At 37.5% G+C, this 22,030-nt stretch carries 12 protein-coding genes and 2 pseudogenes; 5 read left to right on the forward strand and 9 right to left on the reverse strand.

Annotated elements, in window-relative coordinates; translation table 11 throughout:
• Window positions 1-10 precede the first annotated feature (10 nt).
• The 8 genes and pseudogenes from FXW07_RS00255 to FXW07_RS00290 all read right to left on the reverse strand — a co-directional run.
• Window positions 11-475 carry a (Fe-S)-binding protein gene (locus FXW07_RS00255; protein WP_048120766.1) on the reverse strand — a complete coding sequence of 155 codons (465 nt, stop codon included), beginning with the start codon at window positions 473-475 and terminating at the stop codon, window positions 11-13.
• Window positions 476-1,162: 687 nt separating this feature from the next.
• Window positions 1,163-1,444 carry a ferredoxin-thioredoxin reductase catalytic domain-containing protein gene (locus FXW07_RS00260; RefSeq protein ID WP_048120764.1) on the reverse strand — a complete coding sequence of 94 codons (282 nt, stop codon included), beginning with the start codon at window positions 1,442-1,444 and terminating at the stop codon, window positions 1,163-1,165.
• A 1,583-nt stretch (window positions 1,445-3,027) separates the two neighbouring features.
• Window positions 3,028-6,552 carry a COR domain-containing protein gene (locus tag FXW07_RS00265; protein WP_229393200.1) on the reverse strand — a complete coding sequence of 1,175 codons (3,525 nt, stop codon included), beginning with the start codon at window positions 6,550-6,552 and terminating at the stop codon, window positions 3,028-3,030.
• Window positions 6,553-6,564: 12 nt separating this feature from the next.
• On the reverse strand, window positions 6,565-7,644 hold the full coding sequence (locus tag FXW07_RS00270) for a hypothetical protein (protein WP_229393202.1): 1,080 nt from the start codon (window positions 7,642-7,644) through the stop codon (window positions 6,565-6,567).
• Window positions 7,614-8,600: a MoxR family ATPase gene (locus FXW07_RS00275; RefSeq protein WP_229393204.1), complete on the reverse strand. Its 987-nt coding sequence runs from the start codon at window positions 8,598-8,600 to the stop codon at window positions 7,614-7,616. Before FXW07_RS00275 ends, FXW07_RS00270 begins: the two co-directional genes overlap by 31 nt.
• A gap of 22 nt (window positions 8,601-8,622) precedes the next feature.
• Complete coding sequence (locus FXW07_RS00280) at window positions 8,623-10,122, reverse strand: serine protease (protein WP_229393206.1); 1,500 nt, start codon at window positions 10,120-10,122, stop codon at window positions 8,623-8,625.
• A 10-nt stretch (window positions 10,123-10,132) separates the two neighbouring features.
• Window positions 10,133-10,459, reverse strand: a complete 327-nt coding sequence (locus FXW07_RS00285; protein ID WP_229393208.1) for a CU044_2847 family protein — start codon at window positions 10,457-10,459, stop codon at window positions 10,133-10,135.
• A gap of 98 nt (window positions 10,460-10,557) precedes the next feature.
• Window positions 10,558-10,815, reverse strand: a pseudogene (locus tag FXW07_RS00290) (IS110 family transposase); the annotation flags it as partial.
• A 168-nt stretch (window positions 10,816-10,983) separates the two neighbouring features.
• Between FXW07_RS00290 and FXW07_RS00295 the strand changes: the two are divergent.
• The 4 genes and pseudogenes from FXW07_RS00295 to FXW07_RS00310 all read left to right on the forward strand — a co-directional run bounded on the left by FXW07_RS00295 (window position 10,984) and on the right by FXW07_RS00310 (window position 19,315).
• Entirely contained in the window at window positions 10,984-14,709 is a 3,726-nt protein-coding gene (locus FXW07_RS00295; protein WP_229393211.1) for a hydantoinase B/oxoprolinase family protein, read from the forward strand.
• A 492-nt stretch (window positions 14,710-15,201) separates the two neighbouring features.
• A complete protein-coding gene (locus FXW07_RS00300; protein WP_229393213.1) occupies window positions 15,202-16,899 on the forward strand; it encodes a right-handed parallel beta-helix repeat-containing protein in 1,698 nt (565 codons plus the stop codon).
• Between the two features lie 104 nt (window positions 16,900-17,003).
• Window positions 17,004-17,106: pseudogene (locus tag FXW07_RS00305) on the forward strand (hypothetical protein); the annotation flags it as partial.
• Window positions 17,107-17,527: 421 nt separating this feature from the next.
• Window positions 17,528-19,315 carry a PKD domain-containing protein gene (locus FXW07_RS00310; protein WP_229393215.1) on the forward strand — a complete coding sequence of 596 codons (1,788 nt, stop codon included), beginning with the start codon at window positions 17,528-17,530 and terminating at the stop codon, window positions 19,313-19,315.
• A gap of 491 nt (window positions 19,316-19,806) precedes the next feature.
• Here the strand turns inward: FXW07_RS00310 and FXW07_RS00315 are convergent, their stop codons facing one another.
• Entirely contained in the window at window positions 19,807-20,682 is an 876-nt protein-coding gene (locus FXW07_RS00315) for a cation diffusion facilitator family transporter (RefSeq protein ID WP_229393218.1), read from the reverse strand.
• A 334-nt stretch (window positions 20,683-21,016) separates the two neighbouring features.
• Here FXW07_RS00315 and FXW07_RS00320 point away from each other — a divergent pair, with 334 nt between their 5' ends.
• A complete protein-coding gene (locus FXW07_RS00320; protein WP_229393220.1) occupies window positions 21,017-22,006 on the forward strand; it encodes a hypothetical protein in 990 nt (329 codons plus the stop codon).
• The last annotated feature ends 24 nt before the right edge of the window (window positions 22,007-22,030 follow it).

Genomic DNA, 22,030 nt, shown 5'->3' on the forward strand with positions numbered 1-22,030 from the left:
ATCCGCTTCCTCACACAAACTCGATTGCCTCTACAGGGCAGGTTACTATACAGCCATTACATAGAATTTTGTTCTTTCCGAAACGTCGACATTCCTCTAAATTCTGGGCTTTTACAATGCCGTTTTCTACGCTCAGGACCAGCTTATTAGGATTCGTAGGTGCATTTCCCGAACCTACTCCGTGTGGATCATTGGCTACGTTAGGAGGACAGGCAACCACACAGTTTCCACAGCCAAAACACAAGTCTTCATGCACTATAAGCCCGGTTTCAGTTACGCCTTCGGAAGGTTTGAAGGTTTCACTTATCTTTTCATAGCTTTCTCTGTACTTGGGTTCATCTTTAAGAGGCGGGCAATCCTCAGGTGTGAGCTCGTGGGCCATGAGAGCTACTGCAAACGCCATACAGGAGGTTTTTCCGCACTTTTTGCAGTTAGTCTTTGGAAGCATCTGATAGAGTTCCATTGCATTTGTCATTACAGGTCACCCTTGAGTCGAATTTTTTGTGTCAGTTTTTAATTAAAGAGTATGAAAGTTAAGAAGTATAATTAAAAAGCAAGATTAAGCGTGCCACTGAAAATGTATATTAAATAACCTTTAATTAAATATATCTAAGTAATCTTCCTTAAACTCTCGCTTTTTTGTTTTCGGTGTTACTTTTTAATTGCAGTAAAAATTCTTCACAAGCACTTATAAACTGTCTTCACTCAAGCTTTTTTAAAAACTGTCTTCACTTAAGCTTTTTTAAAAACTGTCTTCACTTAAGCTTTTTTAAAAAAGCTTTTGTAAACTGCTTCTCCGATTTATCACGTCATTGCAACATTTTCTATCAAATATTTTCTCAAAAAGTTTGCAATCAAGCCTTTTTTAAAAACGGGTTGTGCTGCAACCGTTGCGCCGGTTGATCACAAACCGTTGCGCCGGTTTATCACGCCGATAGGGTTTGGGGATAAGGTTATCAAACTCAAAAGGTTCTTGGGGTTTTCGGTCAAGCCTTTTTTGAAAAGGCTTGCGGGAAAGCCTTAAGAGTTTGATGCACTTAGGTCAGCAGGCTTTTCTTTCCGGACCTTCGGGGTTAGAAGATCTCGCAAATAAATTTTCCTATTTTCTGGAAACAAATTGATGAAGCCTCTTTGCAGGCAAACCGAATACGCTGAATTCAATTTAATTCGCTTTGAAGAAAAGTTCGCAGTGACAGTTTCCGTCCCGTTCTACTTCTTCTTTATGATATATACAGGGACATACAATCTTTCGATCTTCCTTTTCATCTCCGGTAACTATTCTGCAGGGGCAATAACGCCGTCCAAATTTTTCAAGCTTAACTGTAAGTCCATCAAGCACATAGTCAAGAGCTTCCTTATCAGGGTTAAGCCTGTAACCTGCTTTGTCTGCATATTTCTGAGTCCATTCATACATTTTCTGTTTTAATTCATTATGATCAGCCATACAGAGAACTCCTTCGCTTTAAATTGAAGCAATCCTGAACCTCGATGAGAAGAATATGTGGATCATATGTGGATCATATGTGAATCTACGTGAGCCATTTATGGAACAGGATAAAGTATACTAGAATAAGTATACTGAAGACTTTTAAGTTGTATGAAACACTTAATAGGAATAACCTGAGTGTTTAGCGTCAGTTTCAATTGTAACTTATTACTCTAATTTTGTTAAAGCTATTTATAGAATATCTTGTCCTGCAGGAATTAATGGATTAAAGGCGGTATAACCAATTTTTTTCACTCATGCCCATATAACCAATTTCATCCCACTAGCGCCCATATAACCAATTTTTCATTATGATTTTTCTTGAATTGTCCGTTTGAAACTGGTTTCTAGATTACGAATTAAGTTCTCAAACTATAAATCAATTGGTAAAACTCCGGTAATAAGGTCGAACTAACGATGTTAAGGCTTTTGTCCGTTATCCATTAGATATCAGTCAAACTACGGAAATTCAAAGCAGAGTCAATATTCTAAGTACCCGCAACGAAATAACCTATGCAACTTATAATTTATTGTAACTTTGATTGGTTACCTTGATAGTGAAAATCAAAACGTCCAATTGGAAATCTGCACAGTTTATTCTGAGATGGGGCCTAAAGAGTCAATGTTCTAAAGCTAAGCTGTAAAGTTAAACCCTATTGTTATTGCAAGTTAATTATTGGGCATAATCCTTGGTAACTTCTCATCAGCGTACAACGATTCAAAGTTTACTGGATAATCAATAACTAAGTTTTCTTGACACTAGTTAATTAGTTAGCCTGGAGTGAATAAGAACATTAATATGCCAATAATTATAAATTTTATAGAGCTTCAGTTTTTGTCGGACAAGCAACGTAAAAGAATTGTGGTTTTAGCCCTCTTTATCCAATAATATAAACATATGATGTCAAAATATATAATACCAATCGGATACAAATTTACCATCAATAAGCTGATGTCAAACAATTTAGGGTCCTTAAAAATTGGTTCGTTTTTTAAGGATTAATGAGCTTTATTTTTGAAATCAAGTATTATCCTGTTGTTCCCCGGAGTAAAACACACCTGTAAACTAATTTTTGTTAAATTTAAAGGAACTATATGCTCTTAATTTCCTATTTATATACTAATTAGTCCGTTTTTAAGGCGAAATTATGTATAAAGGAAAAATGTGATCGAATGCCATAATTATAAATAAATATAGTTTGTTGAAAAATAAAGCTATTATTACACTCAATTTTTCATTTTAAAGCTTAATTTTAGTTATTATTTTAAAATTCTGATTTTTGAGATGTATTTTTGTTTGGGAAATTCTAATTATATGTATATAGACTGAAATAAGCATTTTGGTATCTTTATTTACACACTAATTTTGAAGGACCCTAAAACAATTATTAGTTTTTGAAATTTGTGAGAGAAAAAGAAGACTCTAAGCCTCAGCCGGGAAGAGCCTGATATAAACCTTGAAAAGGTTTACAGGGTCACGACTTTTGAGCTTGGGTGAAGGTTTCTAATGTCAACGTGTGAAAATTAAACTAAAATTGTTTTCAAAGAAGTGGGTCTGGAACTTTAGGCATTGCAAGCCATTGGGCAAATTTGTTATAGGTTCTGCCAAGCTTTTGCGCATATTCTATGCCTTTTTGAGTTCCTTTTATTACCTTGTTGTAATTAGAATCAGGATCGTTCAATTCTTCAAGTATTCTTCTTACCTTATTAAGAGGTTTATTCAATTTTTCCGTTTCACTATTTGCACTTACTTCATCTAAGCTATCCTGAATCTCATCCAATTCACTTCCAAGTTCAGGATTTAAGTTCTTAATTTCCTTTTTCAGCTTATTAAATTCGTTTTGAATCTGTGGCAAATCTATCTTTAAATCGATATTGACATTTATGTTAACATTTATTTTTTGTTCAGCTTTTATTACCTGATTAGCTTCTAAATTTGCCATAAACTTTGGACTGAATACAAGTGTTTGTTCGGGTAGTCCTGAAAATTCATTATATTCTTTTAACGCTTCTTCTCTTCTCTTGTAGCCATCTAATAACGATGAAATTGATATATGCTCATAGCTCTCATGGCACTGAATAGTTTCTTCTCTTTTCATTTCAGCTTTTAGCAGCTTTTCATATGAGTATCTTTCAGGACAATTTTCAGAACAGTTGCAAGGGATTTGTTTACTGACATTTATCTTTTTTATAGAAGCGTTTATTTGATCTAGCTGGTCGCAAATTGCGCCGAGAGCTCCTCTTTTATTGTCACCTGTTATTCTAATTTCGATTTGCTTTTCATCAGGCTTCATCTTTACAAGAGCACGCGAATTTTGGAGATTCAAAACTGCTCCTTCTCTCCAGCAGAGAGGCATACCATTTTCTTTCGTCTCGATTACCTGATGCATTCGTACTATAAAGCTGGTAATAATACTTGGAGGTAAAAAATAGTCATATAAGTAATAGAAGTAAAGATTTTCGTTCTCATCCCATAAAAAATTGTGTGCAGTTTTAGGCAATAGTTCAGGAATAAGATAGCTCCCTTTGTCAGAAAGTTCATAAGAAAGCTCAAATTTATTCATTAAGTCCATGAGTTGGGAGTGAATGTTTGGAGGGTATACTTTTTTTTCCCATATCTGACCTAATTCACTATGTAATAAAATACCTTCGCGATGGAGAACAGATTCTTTAGACAAAATCTTATAAAATGCATTAATAGCCCACTCAGGTTTTAAAATCACAATATTCTCTAATCCTACTTTATCCCTAAAGTGAAGAGTTACTCCCAAATCATGTAAGAATCCATCTAATGTATCAATACTTCCATCATCTACTCCTTCTGAAACACATATCTTGCAAAACTCATCGTATGTAATCCAATCTCTTTTGAGTCTTTCAAGCTTTTCTCTTACGTTATACCAAGAATTTACCCATCGGACTCTCATTAATGGAAGATTCCAAGCAGTCTCACGAATGCATTCTTTTAAAGCAGATATCCCTCTACCATCACTGCAGTCAATTTTTATATAACCTGAAATTTGAGAAAACTGGCTTTTAAGCTCATTTAGATTCAAATCATCGTCTATTTCATTCATTTTGCTCATTACAAGTATTATCGGACTATTTTCTCCAAAAGCCTCAATTGTATGCAACCAATAATAAATGCTATCATAGTCCTTTTTTCTCCGTGCGTTCCATACAAGTAAATATATCGAACGTGTTGTCATGAAAAATTGGTGAGTAGCATGATAGACCTCACGTGCTCCAAAATCCCAGATATTTAACATGATTTCACTATTTTCTGAATCTGGGGCAGCAATTTTCCATTTGTATATATTTATTCCTTCGGTGACCACAGAATCTCTCAAAAATAAATCATTAACTAATCTGTGAGCTAGACAAGTTTTTCCTACTCCTTCATTGCCTATCAATATTAATTTAGCTTCATTATCTTCGGTAGTTTTTGTTTGTTTTAGATAAGTAAATATAGCTTCAATACCCATTGAAACAATTTCAGGAGGTGGCGAAGTAAGAGGATTATTATATATATCAAGTGTTGTAAGGTTTTTTAGTTCTCCAATTTCTGGTGGAATTTGGGCCAACTGGTTATTGGATAAGTCAAGTGTTGTAAGGCTTTTAAGTCCCTCAATTTCTGATGGTAGCTGAGTTAGCTGATTCTTATTTATATAAAGTTTTGTAAGATTTTTAAGTTTTCCACTTTCAGGTGGAAGTTCAGTTAGATGATTATTGGATAAGAAAAGCTCTTTAAGGTTTCTAAGTTCACCAATTTCTGATGGTAGCTGAGTTAGCTGATTCTTATTTATATAAAGTTTTGTAAGATTTTTAAGTTTTCCAMTTTCAGGTGGAAGYTCAGTTAGATGATTATTGGATAAGAAAAGCTCTTTAAGGTTTCTAAGTTCACCAATTTCTGGTGGAATTTGGATCAACTGGTTATTGGATAAGTCAAGTGTTGTAAGGTTCTTTAGTTCTCTAATTTCTGGTGGTAGAGATATCAATAGATTTGAAAATAGATTGAGTTCTGTTAGATTACAAATTTTTGTGATTTCTAATGGTAAATGAGTTAACTCATTATTAGATAAATTTAGTAATTTAAGATTATTTTCATAAGCTTCTCGAATTAAATATAATTCCTGTTGGTGTGTTGATGATGAAATAGAAGGATCTTTCAGTACCCTTTTATATAATTTGTACTTTTCTCCAGATAAGGTATTAAGTTCTATTTCGTCAACATCTAGACTTAAAAACTTATTTTCATGTTGTCTCAGCAAAATCAATTCATTTAGTTTCTTGCCTGACTTTTCTCTCCATGAAACATCAATTAATAAAGGATTTGTTGGCGGCAATTTAAGTTCTTCGGCGCCTTTCAGTGAATCTATATCCCCAAATTCAATTCCATCTTCAACAAAACGGACTCCAATTGAATCTGCTATCAGATTAGAAGACAAAAAGGATCCCCAATATGGCAGGATTTCTGTTAATTTAGTTCTATTCTTGATAAAAAATGAATCATCGACACCTACACGTAAGTTTGCTCCTAACTCAAGTGTCTTAAATATGTCCAAATCTTGAATTGAACTAGGAAGATTAGATATAGCTCGCAAAAACCAATGCGAAACTCCGTTTAAATCATCATCCTGAACAAGTGTAGCTAATGTCCTTTGAAGGAGATTTTCTATCTTGGGATCTTTTGGATTTTTCAAGGCTAACCATGTGATCTCTTCTTCTAAAAGCAAAGCTGGGGAAATATCTTTATGAACTTCAATGAAAAGCTTGTCCCATACAGCGTCGAGTAGATCTTTCCTTCCCGCTAATCTCATCCTTAAAATTTGAGCAACTTCTGGATAGAAAACAAATCCTTGTATATTTCTAACTTTCACAAGAGGACTGAACCACAGATCAGCTTCATCACCAGCATTTGCCTCTGGAACGAGAGTTAATCTAGCTAATCGGAGAAGTTCAGGTTCTACACGTACCGCTATAGAAACCACTTCAGCAAGGCGAAGAGCATTTTGATGAGTTTTTTCGAACTCATTTATTAGCTCCTGTAGATATCCTCTCATCATCGTTAATCTCCTTTAAATCACATTATTTTTTTTGATCTGCAAGATTCTGGGTGTAACGGTTGTTCTATCCCACTGTATTATTCGTATAGAATTCTGAAGCATTTTTGGCCATCTTTCTTTAGGATAAGGGACAAAGGCTACTAAAGAACAACCAGCTTTTCGAATAATTGAAGCAAAACGTAGCCATTCACCCACTTCTACATGATCAAGAATACATGGATCTCTTAAGATTCCAAGATCTGTCAGTAGTAAAACAGTAGTTCTTCTAGGAGGAGGACGATATTCGGACCAACTGTCAAATATTCCATGTCTTACTCCTCGCAAAGGACAACCAAGAAATCCCAATATCTGAACTCTGTCTGGTCCAGCAATCTTTCGAATTTCGCGTTTTAGATTTATTTGATCTTTATTAAATGGCTCTAATGTTTCGCTCTCATCAATAAGGACTTGAACTCCATGAACCATTGTTAGCAAAGGAAGTCTTGGAATTTCTTTTATTGGCTCGTTCCTCGAGACTAATCTCAATATTTCACCAATGTCGAGAGGTCCAACGTTGTCGAAAATGGATAGAGTACTGACCAATATATACCGAGTTAAGATAGGATTAAACAATGTTAGTAAGGGATAAGAAGTAAAAGGATTCCTTGGGTTTGGACTCTTTGGATTAGGATCCTTTGGGTTTACAATGTTTTTCAATGGCAAAGGATTATAAAACCAAGCTGGTAAGTTTGCTTCAGATTTTTCAGGAGGAGTAAGTACAAAAGGAACAACAGATTTATCAGATTCTGAAAAGATTTCAGATCGTTGTATATTAGATTGTGGGATCTCAGATGGAGATGAAGGTAAAATAGACTCATTTGAGTTTAGTTGTTCGTATACTTCTTTAGGCGATATTGAGATGTTCTCAAGGTCTTTGCTGTGCTCAAGATTTGGAGATTCATGTTCAAAAGATATCCCTAAAGTCTCCATAATTGCGATTATAGTTTCTTTATCAGAAGGTGCTAGTTTTTTCAAAGTTATAATTAAGTCAACTAAAGAGTGACGAGAAGGGTTAGTAAAAGCTACCATTTTTCTTTTCTTCCTTGTTTCCATTCAATTGACTCTATGATCATATCCCAAATCTCTGCTGGATTTTCTATTTTTAGGTTAATACAAGCTTTCACAAAATCGATAAATTCTGCAGGACTGAGTGGGGAAGATTGAATTTGTTTCTTACCCTGTTCAGTTTCTATTTTATCCATTTCTATATTACCCAAAAGACTAGCGACCTTTAAGACAAGATTTATATGTTCTCCAAAATGTTTTTTTCCAACTTCCAATAAGTCTGGTTTTAATAAATTCAAGATGACACATCGTCGTAAAAAAGCTGGTGGAAGATCACGTTCACCATTTGTTGTAATTATTACCAAAGGAGCTTTATCACATTTTACTTCTTTCTCAGTTTCCTCGACAGTAAAATAGTGAGAACCCAAGGGAACTAGTAGGTTATTTGGAAAATCAGGTTCTGCTTTATCAATTTCATCCAGTAAAACAACTGCTGGAAGATTATTTTTCTCAAAATTCTTTTGTTTGGATGAGCTTAAACACTCTGAAGATGAAGATAAAGGTATTGCTTCCTGTTCCATTGCACTTTTAAGATGAAAAGCCTTCCATAAAACTCCTGGTCGGATATAGTGATTGATATCTTTATTTAACACACCCCCGTGTGCATCTTGAAGACGACGAATCATATCGACTTCCCAAAGTAAATCACGAGCCTGTGTTCGAGAAGTGATCACTTTTTCATAATAGCGCCAACCCAAAACATTGGCTATGTTCCTTGCAAGTGAGGATTTCCCATAACCACTGTAACCAAGTACAAGGAGAGGTCTACCAGTTGCAATTGCAATATTCACTTTTAGGACAATATTGTCATCATATACATACACTGATTTACTGGATCTATCTCCGAAATTTTCAATATTTACAAGAGTCTCAGCGGACAAATCTTTATTTGAAACTTCTACAGATGAATCTTTATTTGGATCAAATAATTTTATATAAGTCATATTTTCTCCATAATTTTTTTAGTTAACTGTTATTACGGAATATAGAAAATGAAGATTTAGTATTGTTTATATGACGAATCATATTATTTTCACGTTTAATACCAAAGTCTAACAAAAATTCGCAATCAAAGCCTCCTAAATCTACCGGATTAGGATATCTGTCTTCTGTTAATAAAAATAAAGTAACGCAAGGAAGCTTCTCTTGTACAGCAGGTAGTAATTTCACAATTTTATTCGAATATTTAAAAACAAAAAACACTGGTTGGAGGTTTGTCGTCTTATAAGAACATATCAAACTTTTTAATTCTTCTCTTTGTTGATCTGGGTCCATAGCATTAAAATCCAGTTCTGGAAAAATCTCATCAATATCTTGAGTCTTTAACATTTGCTGCAAAAACTCATATAATATTTCATCCACAATTTCATTGGCAGCATCTGCTCCAAATACATCTGAAGGAGTACACATAGGCCACATGTTAGGATGACGACAACTTGCGCGACGAATACATAGTTCTGCAGAAATACTCTTACTGGCATTAAGAGCTATGGCTTGACTATTATTCGGGTATAAAGCACGTTCATATATGCAGGAAGCTGACCTAGAATCTACCCAATATGGTTTCAAAAGTTCAAAAATTTTTATTATGTTTTTATAATCTAAAATACCTACGTCGCCCAATTCATGCAAAATTGGAGAAAATTCTTCAATGCCCATATTAAGCATTGCCATTGCAAGGGGAAAACATAAGTCTTCGTCTCGCGACCACCGTCTTAAATCTACGTTATGTGTATTTGCAATAGCTTTAATTGTTTCATTTCTTCTTTGTCTATCGAATGGTACATTTTGAAGAAATGTAACAATGAGATTTGCTATTTTACCAAGAGGTGTCTCTATTGGATCTAATTCACATAAAAATTCAAAAGCCTTATCAATTGAATGCTTTTTACAGACATTTAATATCGAATCTACAGGTGTAAAACAACCTGAAAATATCTCTTCATCACTGTCTCCAGTTACAACCATTCCGAAGACATCATCTAATTTAGCATCAAAAACTGGAGTCCCGCTAAATCCTCCTTTTATCTTATACCGAGACTTGCTAGTAATATCAATCTGGACTGAAAAAGAATCTGCAGATCCCAATGCATTTAATTGAACCCATACTCCGTCTGCTCCATATGGAAAACCACATGCGTGGAGTTCACGACCCATAAAATTCTTAGTAACTAGCTTCGCTATGCTGGCATATTGAGGAGCTTCTTCCTCAAGTTCAAGAATAGCGAAATCAGGTTCTTCTTTTTTTGCCAAATAATGAACATAAGATTCTATAGGTTCCGCAGATTCATGACGAAAAAAAGTCAAATATATTTTATCACCTTTTTTAGCAATAGGCAAAGCAGTTTCAACTACATGCCTACAGGTGAGTACCCACTTCTTTCCAATCAGAACTCCAGCACCAACAGTAAGTTTTTCCTGATCAGATAGAACTTTTACAATTGAGGATTCACGTGAATCACTCATTTAAACAACCTCATGCCCTCTTCCAGGAAAGAGTGATCCTAAAGTTTGCCTCTATGCCTGTAGCCGCAATTAAGGCTCCTGCTTCTGCACTCATTTTAATTCCAAACTCAATCTCTATATTATCAGGCTTACTGTCAAGATTCTTAAGCTTCTGGATAATTGTATCTGCAACAGGTCTAACTTCATCTAAAGCTTTGTCAAACTCCTTTGTTGCTTTTTCCGGTACTCCTGGCTCTCTTGAGACTGGAATTCTACCTTTCTCTATATCTGTTTCTTCCACTTCAATTAAAACAACTCCACCCTGTTCAAGTTTATATTCCACAACCTTTTTAGTCATGTTTCCTCTCTAAAAAGTAGTTGTAACAAAACCTTCACCTGACTGTTAGTAGATACTTTTTACTGTGTAGATTTATACTTTACTAAAAAGTAACATTAAAGTCTGAATGTAGCACTTTGAGAGATTTCTCGCTCAAGAATTTTTCTTATTTGATCACTTTTTTTACGAACATTTGGAGAGAGACTTGCAATAATCTGATCAACAGTCTTACCTGAAGAGATTCCTGATAAGATCATTCTGCCATTCTTGCTCAAAATGTCTGTCAGCATATTCTTCAGGTTTAACATTTCAGATGCAAGAATTGAGTGAGCTTTATTTTTTAGATCTGTTCTTTTTTGTACAAGTGTTAACCGAAGAATATCATGTGCGTTTTTCTTAAACTATACTATACTTACAGCAAAGCTAATATTCTAAAAAATAGCCTTCTTGCATTGGCTTTGGAACAAGTTCTAACGTTCATAAAAGTCAAGCTCAAACTTCAAACCCCAATTAACAATTAATACCACCTCTACATTATTCTCTTCATGTCCCCCAAAGCCGGATGGCAGTTCTGGATAGACCGCGGAGGCACGTTTACTGATATCGTAGCCCGCAGCCCTGATGGAAAACTGATTACGCACAAGCTTCTTTCCGACGATCTGTGTCACTATAGAGATGCAGCCATGCACGGTATCCGGCAGATTCTCGGGCTGCCCGGAAACGCACCTCTACCTGCTGAAATTATAGAATCCGTGAAAATGGGAACAACAGTTGGCACAAATGCTCTTCTTGAACGGAAAGGGGAACGGACTGTACTTGTTATAAACAGGGGGTTCGGGGACGCTTTAAGAATCGGGTACCAGAACCGCCCGGATATTTTTGCTCAGAAAATCGAACTTCCGGAACAGCTTTATGAAAGGGTTATTGAGGTTTCCGGAAGGGTCGGAGCCGATGGAAAAGAGCTTGTGCCTCTTGACCTCGAAAACGCAAAAACAGCACTTGAAGCAGCTTTCAAAGCCGGGATTCGCTCGGCTGCAATCGTACTTATGCATGCGTACAGGTATCCTGAGCATGAACTCAAACTCGGCAGGCTTGCCAGAGAAATCGGTTTTACACAGGTGTCCCTTTCCCATCAGGCAAGCCCGTTAATTAAACTCGTAAGTAGAGGGGAAACAACCGTAGTGGATGCGTATCTCTCTCCTGTACTCCGCAGGTACGTTAATATGGTACAGGAATCCCTGGTAGAAGGAAAAGAGGAAAACGAAAATGGGGAGAGGGAAGAAAATGATAGCGTGAAAAGTGAAGATGGGACAGAAAAATATAGTGGGGACGGAAAAGAGAATGAAGCTAAAAGAAGTCCCAGGCTCATGTTCATGCAGTCCAGCGGAGGGCTTACGGATGCGGAAACTTTTCAGGGCAAGGACTGTATCCTTTCCGGTCCTGCCGGCGGGATCGTTGGAGCAGTTGCAACTTCGGAAATGGCAGGGGCAAGAAAAATAATCACTTTCGATATGGGTGGCACATCTACGGATGTAGCTCAGTACAGCGGGGAATACGAGCGAAGCCTTGAAACCGAGATTGCAGGAGTACGCCTGCGTTCGCCTATGATGCGCATTCATACGGTTGCAGCAGGCGGAGGTTCCATACTTCACTACGAGGGAGGAAGGTTCAGGGTAGGCCCGGATTCTGCTGGTTCGGACCCTGGGCCGGCATGTTATAGAAAAGGTGGGCCGCTTACGGTCACTGACTGCAATGTCATGCTTGGAAAACTGCAGCCTGAGTTTTTTCCCAGAATCTTTGGGCCCAATGCTGACCAGCCCCTTGACTCCGAGCTTGTGCGCAGGAAATTCGAGGACCTTGCAGAAAAGGTTTCAAGCAAAGGCAAAAATGACGGCAATATCCGGACACCTGAGCAGGTAGCCGAAGGCTTCCTTTCGGTTGCAGTTGAGAATATGGCAAATGCTATCAAGAAAATCTCTGTCCAGAGGGGATACAACATAAAAGAATATACCCTCTGCTGTTTCGGAGGAGCTGCTGCCCAGCACGCCTGCAGGGTTGCAGACAGCCTTGGGATCAAAAGCATTTTCATTCATCCGTATGCAGGTGTGCTTTCGGCTTATGGAATGGGACTTGCAGACCAGAGGCTTATTAAAGAGCGCTATATAGGCAGCGAGCTCTCGGACACGCTGGTAGGGAGTTTGAAAACAGTGTTTTCCGAGCTTGAGAATGAAGGTCTCCTGCTCATGCTCGAACAGGGCGTGCAGGAAGCAAAAATTACTGCACTTTATAAGGTGCATATGCGTTATGCAGGTTCGGATACTCAGCTTGTTATCGATTTTGCGGATACGGCTGGTCTCAGGGCGGATTTTGAGGACGCTCACAGGAAACGCTTCGGGTTTGTAATGGAAGGCAAAGCCATGGTTGTTGAAGCAGTTTCCGTAGAGACCATCGGAATTAATGAGAGGGTCCTGGACCCTGTGCTGGAAAGGGAAGAGAATCCTGTTTTCTCTCCTGTCGCTACAGTGAGGATGTACAGCAATGGTGAGTTTCATGATACCCCGGTTTTTCAGAGGGATGAACTCAATCCCGGAACCCATGTAAGTAGCCCGGCAGTGCTCATAGAGAAAAACACAACCATTGTGCTCGAACCCGGCTGGGAAGGCACGATTACTGAACGCAACCACCTTTTCCTTAAACGCGAAATTCCGCTTCCAACCCATACAGCCATTGGAACTAATGTTGATCCTGTGATGCTTGAGATTTTTAATAACAGATTCATGTCAGTTGCCGAGCAGATGGGTTTTACCCTGCAGAACACGGCCCATTCGGTAAACATAAAGGAGAGGCTGGACTTCTCCTGTGCGCTTTTTGACAGTCAGGGAAACCTGGTAGCAAATGCCCCTCATATCCCTGTACATCTGGGTTCAATGGGAGAATGTGTAAAAGCACTTATCAGGACGCAATTGCAGGAAATGCACGCCGGAGACATATATTTGATCAACTCCCCTTACCACGGAGGAACCCATCTTCCGGATTTCACGGTTGTTACCCCAATGTTTGGAAACTCTGGAGAAATTATTTTCTATCTGGCTTCCAGAGGCCATCATGCCGATGTCGGAGGGATCAGCCCGGGTTCTATGCCTCCGGGTAGCAGGATCATTGCCGAAGAAGGGGTGCTGAGCGAGGGCATGAAAATCGTAAAACAGAGCCATTTCTGTGAAGAAAGGCTAAAGGCATGGCTGGGCTCGGGAAAATACCCTGCAAGAAACCCTGACCAGAATATTGCCGATATCCGCGCCCAGATCGCAGCAAATGAAAAGGGACTTTCCGAACTGCTCAGGATGGTTGAAGAATTTTCCCTTGAAACAGTTGAAGCTTACATGGGCCATGTTCAGGATAATGCCGAGGAAGAGGTCAGAAGGGTTATTGACAGGCTTGCAGATGGGGAATTTACTTATGTACTTGATGACGGGAACGTAATTAAAGTGAAGGTTACGATTGACCGCAAGCGTAGGGGTGCTATAATTGATTTTACAGGCACTTCTCCCCAGCTCTCAAATAATTTCAATGCTCCTGCATCGGTTTGCATAGCTGCTGTACTTTATGCCTTCAGGACGCTTGTAAAAAGTGATATTCCCCTGAATGCGGGCTGCCTGAGGCCGCTTGAGATTATTATTCCTGAGGGTTCCCTGCTAAGGCCCGAGCCGCCGGCTGCTGTTGTTGCAGGAAACGTTGAAACCTCGCAGTACATTGTTGATGCCCTTTTCGGCGCTCTTGGCACGCTTGCGGCTTCCCAGGGTACAATGAATAATTTCACCTTCGGAAATGATGATTTTCAGTACTATGAGACCATTTGTGGAGGTTCAGGGGCAGGTCCGGGTTTTTCAGGAACTGATGCTGTGCATACGCACATGACCAATTCCAGAATTACCGACCCTGAAATACTTGAAACAAGGTTTCCGGTTTTGCTTGAGGAATTTTCCATCCGGGAAGGAAGCGGTGGAGACGGCAAGTTCAGAGGTGGAAATGGGGTTGTCCGAAAGCTCAGGTTCCTGAAAGATATGAATGCTGCCATTCTTTCAAGCCACAGGAAATTCCCGCCTTTCGGGCTCAAAGGCGGAATGCCTGCAAAATGCGGAAGAAACGCAATTGTCCGCAGGGACGGCAGTGTTCTCTACATTGGAGGTCAGGCAGAAGTTGAGCTGAAGTCAGGAGAACTTTTTGTGATCGAAACCCCAGGCGGCGGGGGATATGGCAGGAAGGAAGACTAAAAACTGTAAACTAAAATTCATGCACCTTTGGTTAAGGGTAAAATCGTGACAAATTGCACCGATTTCCCTAACATTTATCATATTTTTTGAACATTTTAGGACTCAAGTTGAAATCATTGATTTTGTTGAGCATGTGCCCATATCTGATTCAATAAGTTTGTTTAGTTGTTGCAAAAATCATCTTTTTTTGAGAGAGGGTCGAAATGTAAAGAGGATACGAAATTTTTTAATCTTATCTTGTTGAAATCCTCTTAGAGTCTTCTGAAAGGTCAACACCGGCATATTAGGTTAGAACCGACCTCTAATATTGAGTGCACACTCCAGTTCTGAATGTGCTAGTGTTGCGTCAATTTTCAAGGATTCACTGATTCCGAATAATTGTAATTGATTTTATACGATATTTTGCGGTTACCCAACACTAGTTGTAAAAGTCAGTGATAACAACACTTTTCAAATAGGTTCTAAGTTAAATAGGTTTAGGAGGAATCTTCAATGAAAAACTTTAAAGATTTTATGACAATATTTATTATTACTTTTTTTTGTTTTGTGTTAATTAGCCCTGCAGTTTTGGCGGCAAATAGCGTGATTGACAAAGAAACTGGACCCGCTGAACCAGGTTTTTTTCATACACCTAACTATGCAAACGACGCAGCCTGTATTCAAGCGGCACTGGATTACTCAAAAAGCGGGGATACAATAACTATCCGCAAAGGGGACTACTATATCACAAAAGGAATATCTCAAAAAAATAAAAACCTGAATATAATAGGAGAAGGAAACGTAACTCTTCACATTCAAACTTCTAATACAGAATATAACGATATTTATTTCGGTGGGTCACAGATAACAAGCGGAACCCTGAGTACTGATGCCAGGAAAGACTCATCTCAAGTGGTCTTAACTGATGCTTCCAAGGTTAGCAAGAATGACTTAATTAAAATCTGGAAAAATGTTCCTTGGTGCCCTTCAAATTATCCTGATAATTATCCTGACCAAATGACAGGAGAAATTTATGCTGTTAAAAGTGTAACAGGAAATGTTGTTACTTTAAATCAACCACTTCTTAGAGACTACAAATTATCCGAGACTGTAAATGTCGAGGTGTACAGACCTGTTCAAATACATATAAAAAATATAAGGCTAGAGGATACAGGTGAGGCTATGTCTCATCATGGACTGGCTATGCAATATTGCAAGGATAGTTCTGTCACTGACTCCTGGTTTAATGAATGTGGTTTCGGTGCTATTTGTCTTTACTCCTGTTTTAATGTGAGTGTTAATAATAATGAGATTTACAATTCAACTCTCCCCAATTCTGGGTATGGTGTAAACGTAGCTAGCGGTACGGCTTTTGCTAATATAGAACAGAATCACATAGAGAATTGCAGGCATGCTATAACAGGAAATTCAGCTGAACTTAAGTCTTTAAGTCGAGATGTCTTTATTGCCAACAATACTCTAATAGGAGCAAGTATCACCGGCTCTAATGTTGTTGATGCCCACGCTGATACTATTGATTTTGTCGTAACTAGAAACAAGATATACCCGCAAATAACATCTGAAACCCTATACTATTGTACATTTTTAGAATACAGGTCACCGCAAGAGCTTCCATTCTATTTTGCATTTTCAGATGGTACCCAACAGTCGACTTTCTCGAACAATGAAGTTTTTGGCGGATATGGAGGGATATTTGCACGCGGCGCTGTAGGTAACGGAGTACACGTTTACGAAAATAATACATTTAATGATATGTTGGGTAATATGTATGAAGGAGGAAATGGAACCGATGAGATACTTATAATAAGGAATAATATTCAAAACAATGGGACGCGTGGAATTATTTTCCCATTTTATGGAGGTTTCAAGGATATAGTAATAAGTGAGAACACTTTTAGCAATCTATCTCATCAGGGAGTGTATCAGAAGTTTCTAATAAACGGGGTAAACTCAGATATTTCTAAAAACACTTTTGAAAATCTGGGCCGGGAAGGAATATATATCGATGGGAATTCCTTGAAAAATGGTGCTGTGAAAATACAAAATAATATCTTAAAAAATGTGAATACCTCGAATTCATCCTCCGGAGTCACAGTCAAAAATGTTCAAAACCCCGAAATCAGCGGAAACAAGATAATTGAAGGCCCGATATTTTCTGTTGCTGCTTTTTTGGAATCTCCAAATCCATGAAAAGCCCCACTTAAGGTACAGTTTTATGACAGAAGTACAGGTTTACCAACTTCATGGTAATGGACTTTTGGAGACGAGACAAACTCAACAGCCAAAAGTCCAGCTCATAACTATTCAAATGTAGGGAAGTATACCGTTAGTTTGACAGTAAAAATGCTAAAGGCAGTAATACTAAAACTATTTCTGGATATATTCTGGATATATTAAAGTTCAGTAAATAATGAATTCCCTAAATTAAAAACAGTAAAAAAGTAAAGGATAAAGGACAGTGAGAGTCATCGAGCAAGTCTTACTAAAAAAGCAAAAGTATTCTTTTAGTCAGACTTGAGAATTACCTTTTTTTACAATTTTCAGTAACTGACTCTCATAATCCAGTTTATTAATTTATTTTCAGCTTGTTTAAGATTTTCAAAATTCTCCTCCTACTTCTTTGCACCAGTGCAGCCAGCTATTTCTTTGCAGATTTGTTTCTCTTCTATCCTTATTCCTTGACAAACCTTTCTATAATTTTTTACAATTACCTGATTTTTACAAATTTAGGATTTTAATAAAAAAGTTTAAGAATCTAAACAACTTAAAAATATTAACATTTTTATATGGTAAATATATAAAAAAAAGGAGTAGGATAATGAAAATTAACAAAAAATTATATTCAGTAACCTCAGTATTAACAGTTCTGATTTTATTTTTAATTCTGATTCCATCTACGGCATCAGCAGCTTCTTCGTCTGCAATCACTGAAACTCGGATAACCAACCATGGAACGGCATCCAATCCAGATATCTATGGTAACAATATAGTGTGGCAGGATAACCGCAATGGAAACTGGGAYATATAYATATTTGATCTCTCAACTAAAAAAGAAATTCACACTACCAATACAACAGATCAGATAACTCCTKCTATTTATGGAAATCTGGTAGTTTGGGAGGATGGGCGCAACGGAGGTCATGACATTTATATGGAAGACCTCTCTACAAAAAAACAAACTCGGATTCCTACAAGCGGCGAAGTATCGACGCCTGACATCTATGGAAACAAGATAGTGTATGTCAAGCTGGCTTTTAATGAGAGGGAAAGTTGGTATGACCTCTACATGTATGATCTTTCCACAAAAAAGGAAACTCAAATACCAACGGAAAGCTCAGCGCACAGTCCTTCCATTTATGGTGATAAGATAGTGTGGTTAGACTTTGATGCATTCAACGGTGGAAACTACTATATCTACATGTATGACCTTTCCACAAAAACCCTAACTCAAATCGCTAAAATCGACTGGGGTAAAGGCCAGATTGGTGTGCCTGAAATTTACGACGGCAAGATAGTTTATAGTGCAGATTTCAATTGGTCGGATAACATGTATGATGATATCTACATGTATGATCTTTCCACTAAAAAAGAAACTCAGATAACTAACATTTCAGGTGTTCAGGCGTGTCCTGTTATCTATGGCAATAAAATAGTGTGGGAGGATGATGGTGGAGATGATGATGGTAATACAAATCATGGTATCTACATGTATGATATTTCCACTAAACAGGAAATGAAAATCAGCGCCAAAGAATCGGCATACTATCCTGCTATTTACGGTAATAATATAGTATGGCAATATAGTGACCGTTATGTAACCGGCGACATCTACATGGCTACTCTCGGTTCAGACCTCCCTGTAGCTGCTTTTTCTGCATCTCCAACTTCTGGAAATTTGCCCCTTAAGGTTCAGTTTTCTGATAAGAGCACAGGTTCTCCAACCTCATGGAAATGGAATTTTGGAGATGGAAAAACTTCAACATCCAAAAATCCTGCACACACGTACACTAAAGCCGGAAAATACACTGTCAGTCTAACAGTAAAGAATGCAGCTGGAACAAACACAAAAACAATAAAGAACTATATAACTGTAAAAACAGCTCCTGTAAAACCTGTTGCTGCATTCTCTGCCTCCCCAACTTCAGGATATGCACCACTGAAAGTAAAATTCACTGATAAAAGTGCCAATAGTCCAACTTCATGGAAATGGAGTTTTGGAGATGGAAAAACYTCAACATCGAAGARTCCTRCATACACGTACACTAAAGCCGGAAAATATAGTGTAAGCTTAACAGTAAAGAATGCTGCAGGAAGCAGTACGAAAACAATAAAGAACTATATTGTTGTAAACACGCTGAAAGCTCCGGTTGCTGCTTTTTCTGCAAAACCGACCTCCGGAAAAGCCCCSCTGAATGTGCAGTTTACTGACAAAAGTACCAATAGTCCAACTTCATGGAAATGGAGCTTTGGAGATAAAACTTATTCAACATCCAAGAACCCTGCGCATAAATACAGYAAAGCCGGAAAATATACTGTAAGCTTAACAGTAAAGAATGCTAAAGGCAGTAGCACTAAAACTATTTCCGGATATATTAAAGTCCAGTAAATAAACACAGTAAACTCACGAATTAATTGAGGAAATATAGTAAACTCACGAATTAATTGAGGAATATAGTAAACTCACGAATTAATTGAGGAAATATAGTAAACTCACGAATTAATTGAGGAAATATAGTAAACTCACGAATTAATTGAGAAACATAGTAAACTCACGAATTGATTGATGATTTGCTAGATTCCTCAAAATTCCTTATTTTTTAATAATACCCACATTCAGCAGTATTTTTACAAAAACTAATATTTTCCATGCTAAAGTTTTTGGAACATATTCAAGTAATTATGGCTCATGATAGCGCCTGGTGAGAATTGAATGATATCGTTTTTTGGTTTAGAACTTAGTTTGACAGCATTCACTAATTGATACTGAATATTTTCCTTCTTTTTGGTCTAATTGAGCTTGACAATTCGTTTAAATTTTTAAAAATTTGTTAGATCTTCTATGTAATTTCATTCCTTTTTGCTGCTATCCTTTGTGCATTATTTCTTCGATTCAAAAAGACATTCTGTTGCAGAACAAAGTCCTTCACCTTCAAGTTCAAGGGTTGAATGCTCTATGTGATGTCCCTCTAAATTGCTTTTAATAGATTGCCTCATTTTATCCAGTGTTTGTAAATATTTGTCTTCCACAACTACATGAGCTGTTAAAAGAACGGTTTCTCCTTCCAGAGACCATATATGGAGATCATGAACCATCTTCACTCCTTCAACCGATAAGATAGATTTCTTAATCTCATCAATGTCGATATACTCAGGGACTCCTTCTAGAAGAAGGTTAAATATTTCTTTTGCGTTTTTAGAAACTCCCCATAATACAAAAACAGTGAATCCGATTGTCATTATAGGATCAATAATTGGTTTGTCCCAGAACCGTATAATTATCGACCCGATAAGCAGGACTATCCATCCCAAAATGTCTTCCAGAAGATGCCAGGATAATACTTTCTCACTCTGGCTTATCCCTTTCTTTAATCGAAAATATCCCAGGCCATTTATGGTAATTCCAATGACTGCAATTAAAACCATTCCTTCGGCGTTTACAGGTTCCGGGCTGATCAGACGCGGGACGGCCTGAGTAAGTACAAACAACGACCCGGCTACAAGTACAATAATAGTAAACGTTGCAGATAAGAGAGATAACCTTCGATATCCAAAAGTCATTTTACTTGTTGCAGGTTTTTTTGCTTTCTTTTCTGCATACCAGGCTATTATTAACGCAAAACTGTCAGCAAAATCATGCAATGCATCAGCTATCAGTGCCAGGCTGTTTGTTAAGAATCCTCCAATCAGTTCTATGAATGTGAAGAGTATGTTCAAAGCCGCAGCAAACCCTACATTTTTTTCCCTATCCCCCATAAATAGTTCATTAACTCATGTTGCTGTTAAACCTTATGTTCCAATGTAACTGAAAACTTAAAACAGTAAGGTCTGAAATTTTCAGGTCTGAACTCATTTTAGTTCCTAAAAAAATTGATGCAATAAAGATTAGATAATCTTTTATTCGTAAAATTATATAATATCTACTTAGTCTCTTTACTGATTTATCACATAATTGGCTGGGTAAATAGTCCAGGTTTGGATTAATGTGACTTTAGTAATAGATGATTCAGATATTATTACATAACCTGAAAATATCTGAACTACAAACTGTACATTAACTTTGAAAATAAAGCTAGTTGGGGGAAAATGAATGAAAAATAAGGGGAGGCTATGTTCAATAGCTTTAGCTTCAGTATTCCTGATTTTTGTTTTTTTGATTTTAATCTCAGCTGCATCTTCAGTGTCTCAAGTTACGAAAATTGGTACTGGATACGATCCTGCTGTTTATGGTAACAAGGTAGTATGGACAAATGGAGTTGTTATTCATCTATACGACCTGACCAACAAAACAGACACTACGGTTAGCTCTTCTGGAGCATCATGTCCTGATATTTATGACAACAAATTAGTGTGGCGTGATGAAAGCAGTGGAAGACCAAGACTTGCTGTGTACGATATACCAACAGCCACAAAAAGTTACATCACACGGAATGTAGACCAATATAGCAAACCTGCTATTTACGGCAACAGAGTTGTCTGGAGTGCAAATGAAAGTGTGTATCTGAGGGATATATCTAAATCCAAACAGACTAAAATCGGAAGTGGTAGTAATCCCGATATCTACGACACAAAAGTGGTTTATTATTCTTATTCGGAAGATCCAAACGCGGATATGGTTATCAGAATGTATGATATTAATACGAAGAAAAAAATAACTGTCACTTCATCTGGAGATCCAAATATACCACGTATATGGGGTAATAAAGTCATCTGGGCTGACGTATATAATCACCAGGGATATATTGCGATGTATGATATATCAACAAAGAAAACCGTAGACGTCACACATCAACTTGACACCGATCCATCTGGGAATGAGTACGGTGCCAGTACAGGGACGCACATTGACATACAGGATGAGAAAATTGTATACAATAAATGCGTTGATGATTATGAAGGCAAACCTGGAGTATATGTGTATAACATATCAACAGGAAAAAGTACACTGGTATATAAGTATCCTGAAGACGTTTATACGACGCCAGAAATATACGATAACATTGTTGTATGGGGAATAGACAAGAACTATGTTGATAGTGCGGATGATAATGATATCTACTTATGCAACCTTGCAGACTAACCCGAAAACCGGCAGCAGCTTTTG

This window comes from Methanosarcina sp. DH1 (assembly GCF_020804205.1).
In the GTDB taxonomy this organism is placed as follows: Archaea; Halobacteriota; Methanosarcinia; order Methanosarcinales; family Methanosarcinaceae; genus Methanosarcina; species Methanosarcina vacuolata.